The sequence below is a fragment of the Neobacillus vireti genome (genome assembly GCF_036962345.1).
In the GTDB taxonomy this organism is placed as follows: Bacteria; Bacillota; Bacilli; order Bacillales; family Cytobacillaceae; genus Neobacillus; species Neobacillus vireti_A.
This window is the reverse complement of sequence record NZ_JBALNB010000032.1, coordinates 1-16,264: the sequence shown is the minus strand read 5'-3', so window position 1 is coordinate 16,264 and position 16,264 is coordinate 1. Positions and strand designations below refer to the sequence as shown.

The following is a 16,264-nucleotide window of genomic DNA, read 5'->3' as shown; positions in this document are numbered from 1 at the left end:
GGACGTTGCCAGGCACACGAGGCACAACCTGATAAGGGTTGTGCTTTTTTGCATTGTCTGTAAGGTCAATAGGTTGGAGAAGAGTTGTTTATAGTAAATTTATGTACGTATGATAGTGTTTTGCTAAAAAAGGTAAAGTATATCGGCTAATCGTGCCCTTGCGGTGGCGTTTCAGTAAAAAGAGGTAACAAATGTCGGCTATTCGTGCCCTTGCGGTGGTGTTTCAGTAAAAAGAGGTAACAAATATCGGCTATTCGTGCCCTTGCGGTGGTGTTTCAGTAAAAAGAGGTAACAAATGTTGGCTATTCGTGCCCTTGTGATGGTGTTTTGGTAAAAAGAGGTAACAAATGTTGTGCCCTTGCGGTGGCATGTTTGTTGAAAAGAGGATGATAGCCAGAAATTCATGCCTTGTGGTCTTATCTGATTCCCTTTGATGAATATTTTCAGACATTGAGGGAATCAGAACGACAATCTGATTCCCTCCGATATCATTTTCTATTGCAAAAGGGAATCAGACCCTCCTTTTGATTCCCTCACCCTAAGATTTTCAATGGTTAAGGGAACCAAAACTCTTTTTTGATTCCCTCACCCTAAGATTTTCAATGGTTAAGGGAACCAAAACTCTTTTTTGATTTCCACAATCTTAGATTTCCGTAGAATAAGGGAACCAAAGCTCCTTTTTGATTCCCACAATCTTAGATTTCCGATGAATAAGGGAACCAAAGTCCCTTTTTGATTCCCTCAACTCAAACTTATATCCAATCCAGGGAATCAAAGCCCTCCGCTGCCCATCCTCATACCTCAACTCACCTTAACCCATCAAATACTCATAAACCAAAAACGGCCCTTTCGTCAAAGTTATATCTAAAAAGGTTTTTATAAATGGATAGTCACGATTGGGCATCATTTTTGTCAGTTCACTCCACCACTCCGTCTCATATCTAGCAATCATACTTAAATTATAAAGTAAGAGATAATGCACCATTAATTCAGGAAACAAGAATAAGTTCTCTTTCTTTAGTGGGAGTACATACGCCATGCTATCTAGATTAAATTTAATCGGTGATATCCCAGTAAACTCATTTTTGTTGTATTGAAACATAAGACTGTCACTTAAAAACTCAATCTGATTTCCAGACTTTGTTGTAAGAAACTCCTTTAATCGCTCCTCTGTCATATGATATTGGTCTAATACTTTTTCTGGTACTGCCATTTGCTCATGCTGAGTATATATAGGGGTAAAAGTGCTCTTCCCCTCATGTAAGACAAATAGGTCATCCAATTCAGGAATAAGCTGCAGGAGCTCTTCCATGGTGATCTTATCCCCTTCCAATTGTTTCAGGTGGAACATCCTTTCTGACATAAAGGGGAAGAGCCCATTTTTTTGAAATTTTACTTCATCATGGAAAAACTGATAGTTTTGTTTTTTCCTTTTTCGAGTTGAGACTCCATGTGCCAGTACAGATGTTGTTTCTGGATAGGCAGGGTCAATCGTTAAAATACATGCCTTTATTAAATGAACGAGTCCATAAAAAAGGAGAATGGGCTTTAAGATTAATGGTGCATTTTCCGCCTGTTGGTAATATATTTGTCCATGTTCGAGATAATATAGAAAGGCATAACAGTTCTCATAGCTTTTTTGCTCCGGATTGTCAATGTTCCACTTTTTATAATTGCTTTTTAAGTAGTGCTGACAATACTCTGCAGAAAAAAAACAAGCATAGCTTTTCCATCCTTTATAGTCAGTAATCAAGTAAATCACCTTTTTCAGAAAAATTAGATTAAAACAACTTCCTTGACAGTATTTTGTCCAATTGATAACCTACAATTAAAAAATTTTTCTTGGAGGCCATAAAAAATGTGGGAGAGTAAATTTTCAAAAGAAGGTTTAACGTTTGATGATGTCTTATTAATTCCTGGTAAATCAGAAGTTCTGCCTCGTGATGTAAGTCTTCAAGTGGAGTTATCTCCCAGTGTAAAGTTAAATATCCCGATTATTAGTGCAGGGATGGACACTGTAACAGAAGCTGAAATGGCAATTTCTATGGCACGCCAAGGCGGTTTAGGAATCATCCATAAAAATATGACCATTGATCAACAGGCTGAACAGGTTGAGAAAGTAAAGAGGTCAGAAAGCGGAGTAATCACTGATCCGTTTTTCCTTACTCCAGAACATCAGGTATTTGATGCCGAGCACTTAATGGGCAAATATCGAATTTCAGGGGTACCAATTGTCAATAATCTTGATGAGCAAGTGCTGGTAGGGATTATCACAAATCGTGACTTACGTTTCATACAAGATTACTCCTTTAAAATTTCAGATGTTATGACAAAGGAAAATCTCGTTACGGCTTCTGTAGGAACCACATTAAAGGAAGCTGAAAAAATCCTTCAAAAGTACAAAATTGAAAAACTCCCGCTTGTGGATGATCAAGGTGTACTAAAAGGGTTAATTACCATTAAAGATATTGAGAAGGTTATTGAGTTTCCAAACTCAGCAAAGGACAAGCAAGGCCGTTTATTAGCTGGAGCTGCAGTCGGCGTAACCAAGGATACGATGATGCGGGTTGAAAAGCTGGTAAAGGCAAATGTAGATGTAATTGTTGTAGATACTGCACACGGACATTCCAAGGGTGTTCTCGACACAGTTAAGGAAATTAGGGACCAATACCCGGACTTAACAATCGTAGCTGGAAATGTCGCCACTGGAGAAGCAACAGCGGCACTAATTGAAGCGGGTGCGGATGTCGTAAAGGTGGGAATTGGGCCTGGATCCATTTGTACTACCAGGGTGGTAGCAGGTGTAGGGGTACCACAAATTACAGCAGTTTATGACTGTGCTACAGAGGCAAGAAAACACGGAAAAAGTATTATTGCAGATGGCGGTATCAAGTATTCAGGTGATATCGTTAAGGCATTAGCTGCAGGCGGTCATGCGGTTATGCTGGGAAGTATGCTGGCTGGTGTAACAGAAAGCCCTGGTGAGACTGAAATATTCCAAGGACGGCGCTTTAAGGTTTATCGCGGTATGGGATCCGTTGCAGCGATGGAGAAGGGTTCAAAGGACCGATATTTCCAGGAAGATAATAAAAAGTTTGTTCCTGAGGGAATTGAAGGCCGCTTGCCTTATAAAGGACCATTAGCTGAAACAATCTACCAATTAGTTGGTGGTTTACGTTCAGGAATGGGCTATTGCGGAACAAAAGACCTAGAAGAGTTACGAAACAATGCACAATTTATTAGAATGACGGGTGCTGGATTAAGAGAGAGCCATCCTCATGATGTGCAAATTACAAAAGAAGCACCAAACTACTCATTATCATAAATAAACAGAACAGAGAAGTTACCGCTTCTCTGTCTTTTTTTTGTAAAAACATAGGTAATTCCTCTGTCTAGGATTTGCCCCCTAGTTATGTTAAAATAACCAAAGTGTATTAAATCGTTGGAGGCGTTAGTGTGGACAAACTTTTTTATCGCAAATTCCTTGCAAGTTTCTTGGTAATGATCATGTTATTTAGCCTTTTTACAGGCTTAGATAAAGTGGAGGCAGAAACTACTGCATTAGATGTTAATGCATCTGGAGCTATCTTGGTGGATGCAGATACGGGTATGATTCTGTATGAAAAGAATTCTGAAACTGCTCTGGGTATTGCTAGTATGACAAAAATGATGACGGAATATCTTTTATTAGAAGCCGTAAAAGAAGGTAAGGTAAAATGGGGGCAAGAATACGTAGTATCCCCCGAACTTTCCAAAATGTCTCATGATGATAGTTTAAGTAATGTCTATTTACGTGTTGATGGAAAGTATAAGGTAGAAGACTTGTATGCAGCAATGGCCATTGAATCTGCTAATGCGGCCACCATTGCTATCGCTGAAATTGTTGCGGGAACTGAACGTCAATTTGTTGAAATGATGAATAAAAAGGCTGCAGAGCTTGGTCTGGAAAAGTATAAGTTTGTAAACTCTACTGGCTTAAATAATCGTGATATGCTAAAACACTTTCCAGAGGTGGTAGGCGATCCTGATGAGGAAAATGTAATGTCTGCAAAGGATGTTGCAGCCTTGGCATCTCACTTATTAAAGGATTTTCCAGAAGTATTAGAGACATCTAGTGTTCCAGAAAAAGTTTTTGCAAAGGGTACGGAAGATCAGTTTGTAATGGACAACTGGAACTGGATGTTAGAAGGATACGAGGATCTTGCAGCGGATTACCCGAATTACCAACAGTTTGTATATGATGGGTTGGATGGTTTGAAAACGGGTTCTACCACTTTTGCAGGGTATAATTTTACTGGAACAGCTTCTAGGGATGGCCAGAGATTTATTTCCGTTGTTATGAATACAAGTTCTCAATCTGAACGGTTCAGAGAAACAAGAAAGATTCTAGACTTTGCCTTTAATAATTTTACAAAAAAAGAAATTATTCCAAAGCATTATCAAGTTAAAGAGAAAAAGAATTTACCAGTAATCAAGGGGAAAGAAAATCAAGTAAAAATTTATACAAAAGACGCCGTTAATATGGTTGTTAAAAATGGGGAAAAGGATAATTTTAAAACCAAATTAACACTTGATAAAAAGAAGGTTAATAAACAAGGTGAACTTACTGCTCCTATTAAAAAGGGCGAAAAGGTTGGAACTTTAACAATCCAGCCGAAAGAGGCTGAAAAGTTTGGGTTTATAACAGCTAAAGGACAGAGCAATATCACTGTCGACGTGATCGCAGCTGAAGATGTAGAAAAGGCAAATTGGTTCGTTTTAATGATGAGAGGAATCGGCGGGTTCTTTGGAGATCTATGGGGAGGCATTTCTTCTACCGTTAAAGGCTGGTTTTAATCATTAGGGAATATTTAACAGAGGATTCTTGTCTTGACAGGAGTCCTTTTTTGTTGCTTTAATGTCATTATGGGAACATTCTAATTCCGAATGAATTAACCATAATTCATAATTTTATACGTTAATTTTTTGTAATATTTATAAAAGTACAACCAACAAGGGGGATTTTACATGAAAACAGGTACAGATCGAGTTAAACGCGGAATGGCCGAAATGCAAAAGGGCGGCGTTATCATGGACGTTATTAATGCAGAGCAAGCAAGGATTGCTGAGGAAGCAGGTGCTGTTGCAGTAATGGCTCTTGAGCGTGTACCTTCTGACATTCGTGCAGCTGGCGGAGTTGCTAGAATGGCTGACCCAAGAATTATTGAAGAAGTACTAAATGCAGTATCAATTCCTGTAATGGCAAAGGCAAGAATTGGCCATATTGTCGAAGCACGTATCTTAGAGGCAATGGGTGTTGACTATATTGACGAGAGTGAAGTTTTAACTCCAGCAGACGAAGAGTATCACTTGCTTAAGAGTGATTATACTGTTCCATTTGTTTGCGGCTGCCGAGATCTTGGTGAGGCTGCCCGCAGGATTGGCGAAGGCGCTTCTATGCTTCGTACAAAGGGTGAGCCTGGAACAGGAAATATCGTTGAAGCTGTCCGTCATATGCGTAAGGTAAACGGTCAGGTTCGCAAGGTAGTAGGAATGAATGAAGATGAGCTCATGACGGAAGCAAAACTTTTAGGAGCATCATTTGAGTTACTTCTTGAAATCAAGCGTCTTGGCCGTCTTCCAGTTGTTAACTTTGCAGCAGGCGGGGTAGCAACTCCAGCTGACGCAGCATTGATGATGCAATTAGGAGCTGACGGAGTATTTGTAGGTTCAGGTATCTTTAAATCAGAAAATCCTGCTAAGTTCGCAAGAGCGATTGTGGAGGCGACAACTCATTACCAAGATTACAAATTAATTGCTGAGCTTTCTAAGGACCTGGGAACACCAATGAAGGGTATTGAAATATCATCATTATCCCCTGAAAACCGTATGCAGGAACGTGGCTGGTAATGGTTAAGGTAGGAGTACTTGCCTTGCAAGGCGCAGTTCGAGAACATATTCGTTCTGTAGAAGAATGTGGAGCAGAAGGAATCGCTATTAAAAAAGTCGAGCAGCTTAAAGAAGTAGATGGCCTCATCCTTCCTGGCGGTGAAAGCACAGCGATGAGACGCTTGATTGATAAATATGGTTTTATGGACGCTTTAAAGGAATTTGCTGCAGAGGGTAAACCGATGTTTGGTACATGTGCAGGTCTAATCCTTTTAGCCAAAAACTTAGTTGGTCATGAGCCTCATATAGGTGTGATGGACATTACGGTTGAACGTAACTCCTTCGGCCGGCAGGTTGATAGCTTTGAGGCTGACCTCGCGATTAAGGATGTAGCTGACAACTTCCCTGCAGTTTTCATTCGTGCACCGCACATCGTTGAAGCAGGTCCAGAGGTAGAGATCCTTTCAAAGCATAATGACCGTATTGTAGCAGCGCGGGAAGGACAGTTCCTTGGTTGTTCCTTCCACCCTGAATTAACAGATAACCATGACATTACGGCTTACTTCGTAGAGATGGTAAAGGAAGCAAAAGCAAAACAACTTGTATAATTTGGTTGCATTTGGTGGATAATTATAGTAAATTATCTACAATAAATAAATATCTTAAAGCAATGAGAGGAACTAGTAACAGGAAGTTCATTCTAAAGAGAGCCGATGGCTGGTGTAAATCGGTGTTTGAATCTTGTGAATCCCTCCTCGAGCAAGGTGCGGAACACCCTTATAAGGGTAAGTAAGTACTTTCGGTAAAAACCGTTAATTTTTTTCAAGGTGGACAGACTATAATACTGTCAACCAGGGTGGTATCGCGGGTAACTCTCGTCCCTGTTTTTGGGGACGGGAGTTTTTTGTATTTATTTTTTTTATCCTAGCTGCAGCGCCTAGGGGCTTGGGGTCATAAGCCAATCCGGCAAAAAGGTTAAAAGGCAACCTTTCCGCCGGCTAGTCTTATGCCTGTCGCCCCTGTGCAAGGCGCTTATGCTTTATAATTAAGGAGTGGGTGAGCGTGCTAGATATTAAATTATTACGGGCTAATTTTGCAGAGGTTAAGGAAAAGCTCCAGCATCGCGGCGAAGACTTAACGGACCTTGGTAAATTTGAGGACTTAGATCAACGAAGACGCGACTTGATAGTTGAGGCGGAACAATTAAAAAGCAAGCGTAACGAGGTTTCCCAACAGGTAGCGGTCTTAAAGCGTGAAAAGGCAAATGCGGATCATCTTATTGTAGAGATGCGTGAGGTGGGCGATAGGATTAAAGTATTAGATGAGGAGCTCCGCAGTGTCGAGGAAACCCTTGAGCTCCTGTTATTAAGCATTCCAAATATTCCTCATGAAAGTGTACCGATTGGTGAAACAGAAGAGGAAAATGTAGAAATTAGAAAATGGGGCCACGTTCGGGAATTTGATTTTGAGGCAAAGCCGCACTGGGATGTTGCCGACCATTTAGGAATACTAGATTTCGAACGTGCGGGCAAGGTTACCGGGAGCCGGTTTGTCTTTTATAAAGGCCTTGGAGCCCGCTTAGAGCGTGCGTTAATGAACTTCATGCTTGACCTGCATGTTGATGAGCATGGCTATAAAGAAATCCTGCCGCCTTATATGGTCAACCGTGCGAGCATGACGGGAACAGGGCAGCTGCCAAAATTTGCAGAAGACGCCTTTTTAATTGAAAGTGAAGATTACTTTTTAATTCCAACTGCTGAGGTGCCTGTCACCAATCTACATCGTGATGAAATCTTAAGCGGTGACGAGCTTCCTATCCGCTTTGCGGCATACAGTGCATGTTTCCGTTCTGAGGCCGGGTCTGCGGGACGGGATACACGCGGGTTAATCCGTCAGCACCAATTCAATAAAGTGGAGCTTGTGAAGTTTGTGAAGCCAGAGGATTCCTACGAGGAGCTTGAGAAGCTGACAAGTGACGCAGAGCGTGTCCTGCAATTGCTTGAATTGCCTTACCGTGTGCTTAGCATGTGTACGGGTGACTTAGGCTTTACAGCTGCTAAAAAGTACGATATTGAGGTATGGATTCCGAGCTATGGAACCTACCGTGAGATTTCTTCTTGCAGTAACTTTGAGGCCTTCCAAGCCCGCCGTGCAAATATCCGCTTCCGCCGTGATCCAAAAGCGAAACCAGAGCATGTGCATACATTAAATGGTTCTGGCTTGGCAATTGGAAGAACGGTTGCTGCCATCTTGGAAAATTATCAGCAGGATGATGGAAGCGTAGTTATTCCTAACGTATTACGTCCATATATGGGGAATAAAGAAGTTATTAATCCAGAATAAAAAAATAGATAATAATGTGTTGACATGAGTAGATTACTGTGTTAATCTATATCTTGTCGATACGGAGGAATACCCAAGTCTGGCTGAAGGGATCGGTCTTGAAAACCGACAGGCGGGTCAAACCGCGCGGGGGTTCGAATCCCTCTTCCTCCTCCATTAATTTTAATAATCGCGCATAAAACTGGAGATAGAATCCGTCCCAAATATTGGGACGGACTTTTTTATATACTTTTTTACTAAATGCTTCAATACATACAAAAAAGCACACATTGGAATTAACCAATATGTGCTTTTGTTATATTTAGAAGTTCTTTAAGTCGTTCATCCACTTCACGGCATACGCGTAATGCATCTTCTGGGCGCTTTACGACATCTGTATGATCCATATCAATAATCAATACATCACTCGCGTTATAGCTGTTGATGACCCAGTCATCGTACCCCTTCCAAACTTCAAAGTAATATTCTTTCAGCTCAGGGTTGATTTCAAAGCTTCTTCCTCGTGCCATGATTCGGTCGATTACCGTATCAAAGGATCCTTTTAAGTAAACCATTAAGTCAGGGGCCTTTTTCGGCAGCTCGTTTAATTCTTCCATCATATTTTCAACTAGATCTTCATATATTTTAAATTCAAGATCAGAGATTCTGCCAAGGTTTTTATTTACATAGGCGAAGTACCAGTCCTCGTAAATGGAGCGATCTTGAATGGTATAGATAGGATCATTCCAACTTACACAGTCCTTTACTGTTTTAAATCGTTTATTTAAGAAAAATAATTGTAAGAGGAAAGGAATTCTTCTAGCATCTAATTCCTCAGCTGTTAGTTCGTAATATAGAGGGAGAATTGGGTTATCATCAACAGTCTCATAAAAAACCTTACTCTCAATTCCATTTCTTTTAAAGTGTGCATTTAATGTATCAGCTACACTCGTTTTGCCAAGGCCAATCATACCACCAATAACGATACTCACTTACATCCCCCAATTCTTATCTTGTGTTAGTCGTGCTGCTTTTCTTTAATGAACCTACTAGTCTTTCCATGATAAAATTTAAATCCTCTTCATTTTTTACAAAATCTAATTCATCACCATTAAAGCGAAGTACCGGAATTTCTGGATGTGATTGCTCAAAACTCGTTATGGTTTGTTCGTAGTCAATCGATAGCTGCTCTAAATATAAAGGACTGATATTTTTCTCAACTTCACGTCCTCTTATTTTTATCCGCTTAAGAAGAGTATCAAGACTCGCATTTAAATAAATAATGACATTCGGCTTTGGCATATCTTCTGTTAGGAGCTGATAAATTTTATAGTATTTTTGATATTCCTCGGGGCTTAAAGTCCTTTGGGCAAAAATTAAGTTCTTTAAGATATTGTAATCTGCTACTACAGCCTGACTTTTACTTAGGAAGTGGGTATTAATGTCTCCTAATTGCTTATAGCGATTGCAAAGGAAAAACATTTCTGTTTGGAAACTCCATTCCTCAATATTCTCATAAAACTTCCCCAAAAATGGATTTTCATCAACAATCTCTTTTAAAAGAGCAAAATTGAATTGCTCTGAAATAGCTTTAGCGAGAGATGTCTTACCTACACCAATCGGCCCTTCAACGGTAATAAAGGGAGTATATCCCATTTTTCTGGCCTCCTTCTCCAACTGCCTGCAATTTCTATGTCTAATCAGTAAAATACTGGTAGCTTTATATAAAGTTCATAATGGCACAAATAATATATTATCATAATCTTACACAGGAAGGGATATGGAAAATGTTGAAGAATGGATTTTCGTGTCGATAATATGAAAAAACTGCCGAATGACGGCAGTTCTTGTATTTATCTATTTTCATCTTTTTACGACATTAAAATTCTCAACAATTAAAAGCCAATTTTGCGGGAATGCCAAGCCAAGCTTCCAATAACTCATTCCTCTTATATTCAACTCTTTTATCAAATTAAACTTTGCTTGAATCGAACGTGCATCCTCGAACCAAACTTCATGCTGCTTTCCATCTGCAGCAGTATATCTGAAAAAAGGCGCCTGTGCCTTTGTATCATATTGGATAGGAACATTGTTTGTTGCTGCCAGCTGAATAGCCTGCTGTGGGCTTACTGCTTTTGCCACTGTTCCTTGAACAAAGGGAAGTGTCCAGTCATAACCATATAGGTTTTGCCCCATCATAATTTTATTAGGAGGCATTTCTGTAATTGCATATTCTAAAACCTTACGAACCTGATCAATAGGCGATACAGCCATTGCTGGACCACCGCTGTACCCCCATTCGTAGGTCATAATGACAACAAAGTCAACAATTTGGCCATGTGCACGATAATCATGAGCTTCATACCATTTGCCTTGTTGTGCAGCACTTGTTTTCGGTGCAAGGGCTGTTGAAATAAACCATCCTTCACGTTTGAATATTGTTTTTGCTTTCCGTAAGAATTGATTATAGGCTTCACGGTCAGCTGGTCTTAAAAATTCGAAATCGAAATGGATATCTCTAAAGCCATATTTTTTTGCAGCAGCAACAATATTATTTAGGAATCTGTCTTGGATGGAAATATCATTAAGTAAAATACGTCCCAATTCATCACTGAACTGATCGTTTTCTTGGTTGGTAATAACCATCATTAAAACATTTCGATTAGCTCTTGCAATGGCTGGAAAGTTATTTAGCAAAGGTTCCTTTAAGGAACCGTCACGAAGTGCTTGAAAGCTGAACGGTGCCAAATAAGTTAAGTAAGGAGCGGCCTCCCGTGCACTCGTTTCTAATATTGGTGCTACAGAGGTGCCGCGCGGTTCTACATAGGCATTAAATTCTGCCCTTCTTTTTGGTGCTGGAGGGATATAAAGGCGAAAACCAACATAAAGCTGCTGGTTTAATGAAATACGATTGACTGACGCAATTTGTTGATAAGGTACACCTGTTTTTTGCCCGATTGACCACAAACTGTCCCCAGGCTGTACATAATAAAAACTTCCAGCTATCGGAATGACCATTGCCTGGCCGACGACAAGATTATTTGGATTTGGGATGTCATTTGCTTCGACTATATCATCAACGGTTGTATTATAGACCCGCGCAATAGTTGTTAATGATTCGTTACTCTTCACAATATGAATTTGCATATTCTTCCCCTCCTAAGCGAGACGCTACAACTATTTTATGAATGGGATTATGGATTCATGATATAATGGATAAAATTTCAATAGAGACAGTGTAGTGTAGAATTGATAGGCGGTATACTTGATGGCAAGAGAAGAATTTTCAGACGAATATTATATGAAAGAAGCAATAAAGGAAGCAAAAAAGGCAGAAGCTCTAGCGGAGGTACCAATCGGAGCGATTATCGTTGTAGATGGGAGGATTATTTCCCGCGCACATAATTTGCGGGAAAGTAACCAGAGTGCGGTCGCCCATGCAGAACTATTGGCAATTGAACACGCCTGCAAAGAAACAGGATCATGGCGGCTCGAGAATTCGACACTTTTTGTCACTCTAGAGCCCTGCGCTATGTGCTCTGGAGCGATTATCTTATCAAGGATAGAGAGAGTGGTTTATGGTGCGGCTGACCCAAAGGGCGGCTGTGCAGGAACCTTTATGAATCTCTTGCAGGATGAGCGCTTTAATCATCAAAGCGAAGTTACGAGTGGTGTATTGGAAGCAGAGTGCGGCAGATTATTAACGGATTTCTTTCGACAGCTTCGAGAAAGAAGAAAACAAGCGAAGAAACGAGACTTACAATAATTTACAGTCAATAAAGATTGATTTTTTTTCTGATTGTTAGTATACTAAGAAGGCGTCAGATAAGACGCATTAAAGCATTATCAACTTTGCCGTGCTAGGCGGGGAGGTAGCGGTGCCCTGTACTCGCAATCCGCTCTAGCGAGGCTGAATCCCTTCCCGAGGCTGGTATCCTGTAGGGTCCGCCTTAAGTAAGTGGTGTTGACGCCCGGGTCCTGCGCAATGGGAATCCATGAACCATGTCAGGTCCGGAAGGAAGCAGCATTAAGTGGAAGCTCCCATGTGCCGCAGGGTGGCCTGGGCCGAGCTAACTGCTTAAGCAGCGCCTATGGGTGCCAGTCGACGGAAGGTGCACGGCAGCTAATAATTAAAAAACAGCTCATCTCACATTCGAGATGAGTTTTTTTATGTTCTTTTTGGAAAATAGAAAAAGGATACGTTATAATGGAGAAGATAGAATTTTGAAGGGGGCGATGTTTTGGCATATCAAGCTTTATATCGTGTTTGGCGTCCTCAGCAATTTATTGATGTAGTAGGACAGGAACATGTAACGAAAACATTGCAAAATGCCCTGCTTCAACAAAAAATTTCTCATGCATACTTATTTAACGGACCACGAGGAACGGGGAAAACAAGTGCAGCCAAAATACTAGCGAAGGCAGTAAATTGTGAGCGGGCGCCTGTTTCTGAACCTTGCAATGAGTGTGCCGCCTGTAAGGGAATTACCAATGGAACAATATCGGATGTATTAGAATTTGACGCAGCATCCAACTCTCGAGTGGAAGAAATGAGAGATGTTCTAGATAAAGTAAAGTTTGCGCCAACCTCTGTTAACTACAAGGTCTATATTATTGATGAAGTGCATATGCTATCGATTAGCGCCTTCAATGCATTGTTAAAAACGTTGGAGGAGCCGCCCAAGCATGTTATTTTCATTTTAGCTACGACCGAACCGCATAAAATACCCCTAACCATTATCTCTAGGTGTCAGCGATTTGATTTTAGACGGATTACAGCACAATCGATTGTAAATCGAATGAAACTCATCATCGATGAAACAGGCGTTAGTTGTGAAGAAGACGCTTTAAAAATGATTGCAAGAGCGGCTGAAGGTGGTATGCGTGATGCATTAAGTCTATTAGACCAAGCAATTTCCTTTAGTCAGGACACAGTAACTGTCGAGGATGCATTGACGGTTACAGGCTCTGTTTCGCAAGGGTTTTTAAATAAGCTTGCCAAGGCAGTAAGGGAAAAGGATGTAGCCAGTGGTTTAGAGGCCTTAGAGGAATTATTGTTTCATGGGAAAGACCCATCGAGATTTATCGAGGATTTTATTTTGTACTATCGTGATATGCTGCTATTCAAAACAGCACCAAATCTTGAAGAATCCATGGATAGAGTCTTATTAGATGAGGAATTTCGTCAGCTGGCCGAATCTGTTCCGTACGATCAGATTTATCAGCTTATTGATCTACTAAATAAAACCCAACAGGATATGCGATGGACCAATCATCCTAGGATCTTTCTAGAAGTTGCTATTGTTAAGCTATGCCAAACGGAAGTGCAGCAGCAAAAGGAGCAAATTCCCTCTGGACAACTATCACAGCTGCTTACAAAAATAGAACAGCTTGAGAATGAAATTCAACAATTGAAAACAAATGGACCTGCTGTTGTTCAGGAAAATGTACCTCAAAGTACACAAAAGCCTGCACAGAGAACTTCAAGAAAAGGATTCCAGCCTGCAGTAGGCAAAATAAATGAAGTATTAAAAAATGCAACAAAGAATGACCTGAATCAAATTAAGAGCAAATGGGGCGAAATGAGAGGGAAATTAATGAAGTCTCATGCGGCCCTATTGAATGAAGCAGAACCAGTTGCTGCTTCAGTTAATGCTTTTATTTTAAAATTTAAACATGAAATTCATTGCCAGATGGCAATGGATAACAACCGTTTTATCGAGACGGTGACGATGGCTTTACAAGAACTAATAGGCAATAAATATTTGGTCCTGGGAGTACCCGAAGAGCAATGGTTATCAATTCGGGAGAACTTTTTAAGCACCCAGCATCATGTTGAAGGAGAGACCTCAAACTCTAAAGTAGAGGAAGAGCCGCATATTGCGGAGGCCAAAAACTTATTTGGTGCTGAATTTGTAGAAATTATTGACTAATTAATTGGAGGTTGAACTTGTTATGCGTGGTGGAATGGGTAATATGCAAAATATGATGAAACAAATGCAAAAAATGCAAAAGAAAATGGCTGAGGCTCAAGAAGAATTAGGTCAAAAAAAGATTGAGGGAACCGCAGGCGGCGGTATGGTTACTGTTATTGTTACAGGCCATAAAGAGGTAGTGGACGTTCAAATTAAACCTGAAGCCGTAGATCCAGATGATATTGAAATGCTCCAAGACCTTGTATTAGCGGCGACAAACGACGCACTAAAAAAGGTAGAAGAATTGACGAACAGCACAATGGGACAATTTACAAAAGGAATGAATTTGCCTTTTTAGTTAATTATTATCGAGCGTATGCGCCTATCTAAGGGCGCATACGCTTTTCTAGGAGAGGAATAATAAAAAATGCATTATCCAGAACCGATTTCTAAGTTGATTGACAGTTTTATGAAGCTGCCAGGTATCGGGCCCAAAACGGCTGCCCGTTTGGCCTTTTTTGTCTTAAGCATGAAGGAAGATACGGTACTGGATTTCGCAAAGGCTCTGGTAAACGCCAAGCGAAATTTAACGTATTGTTCAGTTTGCGGTCATATTACGGATCAAGATCCCTGCTATATTTGTGAAGATCAACGACGTGATAAGAGTACGATTTGTGTTGTGCAAGATCCTAAAGATGTTATCGCTATGGAAAAAATGAAAGAATTTAATGGTATGTACCATGTTCTTCACGGCGCTATTTCACCAATGGATGGTATAGGCCCAGAAGATATCAATATTCCAGATCTCCTAAAACGTCTCCATGATGAAACGGTACAAGAAGTTATCTTAGCGACAAATCCGAATATTGAAGGGGAGGCAACAGCCATGTATATCTCCCGTTTGCTTAAACCATCGGGAATTAAGGTTACGCGGATTGCACATGGGCTTCCAGTTGGAGGAGATCTTGAATACGCGGATGAAGTTACTTTATCGAAAGCTCTAGAAGGAAGAAGAGAACTTTAATCGAAAAAGTGGCAGCGCCTAGGTGCTGTAGCTAGATCATAGCGGGGGAGTTAAGGATGTTTTTCCAGCGGAAAGGATGGCTGCGAAAAGAGTATGATGAAAAACTCTTAACGCAATTACAAGAGTATAAGGAACATTGGCAGAGGCAAAAACAATTACTAGATAAAAGTTTTGACCCTTCAGAAGACGCAATTTGCCAAACAAAAATTGCGCAGGTAAAGTACTTCTTTCTATTAAGAGAAGCAAAAGAACGTAATGTTAGTATTAAAGGTAAAAGATAAAAAGGAAGCTATCTCTGCTCAAGGTCTATTTATAACAACTTGTACATATGTTGTTATAAAAAGAGTTGAAGGGGGATAGCTTTTTTGGAACCTATTGTAATCATATCAATATTAGGCGGGCTCATACTCATCCTGTTGTTTGCGGGAGCTCCTTTTAGGCCAGCAAGGTTTATTGGCCAAGCTGTAGTCAAATTGTTGATTGGAGCACTATTATTATTCTTCCTAAATACAGCTGGCAATAGTTTTGGTATCCATGTTCCCATTAATTTTGCCACCTCTGCTGTTTCTGGCTTTCTTGGAATACCAGGGCTTGTCGCACTGGCTGCGATTCAAAAGTTTGTTTTATAGTTTGAAAACTGCCGCTGGAAAAACAGCGGTTTTTTATTGCTAAAAACTTTTTTGTAAAAACTATTGACCAACCATTTTATATGCTGTAATATATTAAAAGTCGTCACGAACGACGAACGAACACATTAAAAAAGTTATTGACTTTCATAACTGACTAATGGTATATTAGTAAAGTCGCTTGTGAGCGATTGCGAGAAATTGTCCTTTGAAAACTAAACAAACAAGAACGTCAACAAACAATTTTTTTAGTTTTTTTTTAAAAAGCTAAGCCAACGTAACAAATGAGCTATATCAACTTTCTTGGAGAGTTTGATCCTGGCTCAGGACGAACGCTGGCGGCGTGCCTAATACATGCAAGTCGAGCGAATTAAGAGGTGCTTGCACCTCTTAATTAGCGGCGGACGGGTGAGTAACACGTGGGCAACCTGCCTGTAAGACTGGGATAACACCGGGAAACCGGTGCTAATACCGGATAATTCTTTTCCCCTCATGAGGGAAAGCTGAAA

15 protein-coding genes, 1 tRNA gene, 1 rRNA gene, 1 other RNA gene and 1 other annotated feature are annotated in these 16,264 nt (G+C 40.3%); of the genes, 14 read left to right on the top strand and 4 right to left on the bottom strand.

From position 1 onward, the window contains the following. Window positions 1–811 precede the first annotated feature (811 nt). On the bottom strand, window positions 812–1,753 hold the full coding sequence (locus V7108_RS26715) for a YaaC family protein (protein WP_335509915.1): 942 nt from the start codon (window positions 1,751–1,753) through the stop codon (window positions 812–814). A gap of 105 nt (window positions 1,754–1,858) precedes the next feature. Between V7108_RS26715 and guaB the strand changes: the two genes are divergently transcribed. The 6 genes from guaB to V7108_RS26685 all read left to right on the top strand — a co-directional run bounded on the left by guaB (window position 1,859) and on the right by V7108_RS26685 (window position 8,367). Further along, entirely contained in the window at window positions 1,859–3,325 is a 1,467-nt protein-coding gene (gene guaB / locus V7108_RS26710) for an IMP dehydrogenase (RefSeq protein WP_335509917.1), read from the top strand. 131 nt (window positions 3,326–3,456) lie between these two features. Beyond that, window positions 3,457–4,836 carry a D-alanyl-D-alanine carboxypeptidase family protein gene (locus V7108_RS26705; RefSeq protein ID WP_335509919.1) on the top strand — a complete coding sequence of 460 codons (1,380 nt, stop codon included), beginning with the start codon at window positions 3,457–3,459 and terminating at the stop codon, window positions 4,834–4,836. 171 nt (window positions 4,837–5,007) lie between these two features. Beyond that, complete coding sequence (pdxS, locus tag V7108_RS26700; RefSeq protein ID WP_335509921.1) at window positions 5,008–5,889, top strand: pyridoxal 5'-phosphate synthase lyase subunit PdxS; 882 nt, start codon at window positions 5,008–5,010, stop codon at window positions 5,887–5,889. Next, a complete protein-coding gene (pdxT, locus tag V7108_RS26695; protein WP_335509923.1) occupies window positions 5,889–6,476 on the top strand; it encodes a pyridoxal 5'-phosphate synthase glutaminase subunit PdxT in 588 nt (195 codons plus the stop codon). Before pdxS ends, pdxT begins: the two co-directional genes overlap by 1 nt. A gap of 53 nt (window positions 6,477–6,529) precedes the next feature. Beyond that, window positions 6,530–6,754 (top strand) — a binding site (T-box leader). Between the two features lie 176 nt (window positions 6,755–6,930). After that, entirely contained in the window at window positions 6,931–8,211 is a 1,281-nt protein-coding gene (serS, locus tag V7108_RS26690; RefSeq protein ID WP_335509925.1) for a serine--tRNA ligase, read from the top strand. 63 nt (window positions 8,212–8,274) lie between these two features. Then, window positions 8,275–8,367 (top strand) — tRNA-Ser (locus V7108_RS26685). A 119-nt stretch (window positions 8,368–8,486) separates the two neighbouring features. On the opposite strand, the gene V7108_RS26680 is transcribed toward V7108_RS26685, so the two are convergent. The 3 genes from V7108_RS26680 to V7108_RS26670 all read right to left on the bottom strand — a co-directional run bounded on the left by V7108_RS26680 (window position 8,487) and on the right by V7108_RS26670 (window position 11,337). After that, on the bottom strand, window positions 8,487–9,182 hold the full coding sequence (locus V7108_RS26680; RefSeq protein WP_335509927.1) for a deoxynucleoside kinase: 696 nt from the start codon (window positions 9,180–9,182) through the stop codon (window positions 8,487–8,489). A gap of 16 nt (window positions 9,183–9,198) precedes the next feature. Continuing rightward, window positions 9,199–9,846 (bottom strand): deoxynucleoside kinase, encoded by a 648-nt coding sequence (locus tag V7108_RS26675; protein WP_335569857.1) that lies wholly within the window; start codon window positions 9,844–9,846, stop codon window positions 9,199–9,201. 207 nt (window positions 9,847–10,053) lie between these two features. Continuing rightward, window positions 10,054–11,337, bottom strand: a complete 1,284-nt coding sequence (locus tag V7108_RS26670; RefSeq protein ID WP_335569856.1) for a glycoside hydrolase family 18 protein — start codon at window positions 11,335–11,337, stop codon at window positions 10,054–10,056. 121 nt (window positions 11,338–11,458) lie between these two features. Between V7108_RS26670 and tadA the strand changes: the two genes are divergently transcribed. The 8 genes from tadA to V7108_RS26630 form a co-directional block, all read left to right on the top strand. Continuing rightward, the gene (tadA, locus tag V7108_RS26665; protein ID WP_335569855.1) at window positions 11,459–11,956 is read left to right on the top strand and encodes a tRNA adenosine(34) deaminase TadA; all 498 of its coding nucleotides are present in this window, start codon (window positions 11,459–11,461) and stop codon (window positions 11,954–11,956) included. Between the two features lie 89 nt (window positions 11,957–12,045). Next, window positions 12,046–12,310, top strand: an RNA gene (gene ffs / locus V7108_RS26660) — signal recognition particle sRNA large type. 121 nt (window positions 12,311–12,431) lie between these two features. After that, window positions 12,432–14,123 carry a DNA polymerase III subunit gamma/tau gene (gene dnaX / locus V7108_RS26655; protein ID WP_335569854.1) on the top strand — a complete coding sequence of 564 codons (1,692 nt, stop codon included), beginning with the start codon at window positions 12,432–12,434 and terminating at the stop codon, window positions 14,121–14,123. A 22-nt stretch (window positions 14,124–14,145) separates the two neighbouring features. After that, window positions 14,146–14,463 (top strand): YbaB/EbfC family nucleoid-associated protein, encoded by a 318-nt coding sequence (locus V7108_RS26650; protein WP_192655211.1) that lies wholly within the window; start codon window positions 14,146–14,148, stop codon window positions 14,461–14,463. 69 nt (window positions 14,464–14,532) lie between these two features. Next, entirely contained in the window at window positions 14,533–15,129 is a 597-nt protein-coding gene (recR, locus tag V7108_RS26645) for a recombination mediator RecR (protein WP_335509940.1), read from the top strand. A 56-nt stretch (window positions 15,130–15,185) separates the two neighbouring features. Beyond that, on the top strand, window positions 15,186–15,410 hold the full coding sequence (locus tag V7108_RS26640) for a YaaL family protein (protein ID WP_335509942.1): 225 nt from the start codon (window positions 15,186–15,188) through the stop codon (window positions 15,408–15,410). 84 nt (window positions 15,411–15,494) lie between these two features. Then, a complete protein-coding gene (locus tag V7108_RS26635; RefSeq protein WP_335509944.1) occupies window positions 15,495–15,758 on the top strand; it encodes a pro-sigmaK processing inhibitor BofA family protein in 264 nt (87 codons plus the stop codon). A gap of 297 nt (window positions 15,759–16,055) precedes the next feature. Further along, window positions 16,056–16,264, top strand: a 16S ribosomal RNA gene (locus V7108_RS26630); the annotation flags it as partial.

Bases quoted from the DNA above. Each gene is read 5' to 3' on its own strand.
- guaB (WP_335509917.1), top strand. From the start codon at position 1,859: ATGTGGGAGAGTAAATTTTCAAAAGAAGGTTTAACGTTTGATGATGTC.
- pdxS (WP_335509921.1), top strand. From the start codon at position 5,008: ATGAAAACAGGTACAGATCGAGTTAAACGCGGAATGGCCGAAATGCAA.
- pdxT (WP_335509923.1), top strand. From the start codon at position 5,889: ATGGTTAAGGTAGGAGTACTTGCCTTGCAAGGCGCAGTTCGAGAACAT.
- V7108_RS26675 (WP_335569857.1), bottom strand. From the start codon at position 9,846: ATGGGATATACTCCCTTTATTACCGTTGAAGGGCCGATTGGTGTAGGT.
- V7108_RS26670 (WP_335569856.1), bottom strand. From the start codon at position 11,337: ATGCAAATTCATATTGTGAAGAGTAACGAATCATTAACAACTATTGCG.
- tadA (WP_335569855.1), top strand. From the start codon at position 11,459: ATGGCAAGAGAAGAATTTTCAGACGAATATTATATGAAAGAAGCAATA.
- V7108_RS26650 (WP_192655211.1), top strand. From the start codon at position 14,146: ATGCGTGGTGGAATGGGTAATATGCAAAATATGATGAAACAAATGCAA.
- recR (WP_335509940.1), top strand. From the start codon at position 14,533: ATGCATTATCCAGAACCGATTTCTAAGTTGATTGACAGTTTTATGAAG.
- V7108_RS26640 (WP_335509942.1), top strand. From the start codon at position 15,186: ATGTTTTTCCAGCGGAAAGGATGGCTGCGAAAAGAGTATGATGAAAAA.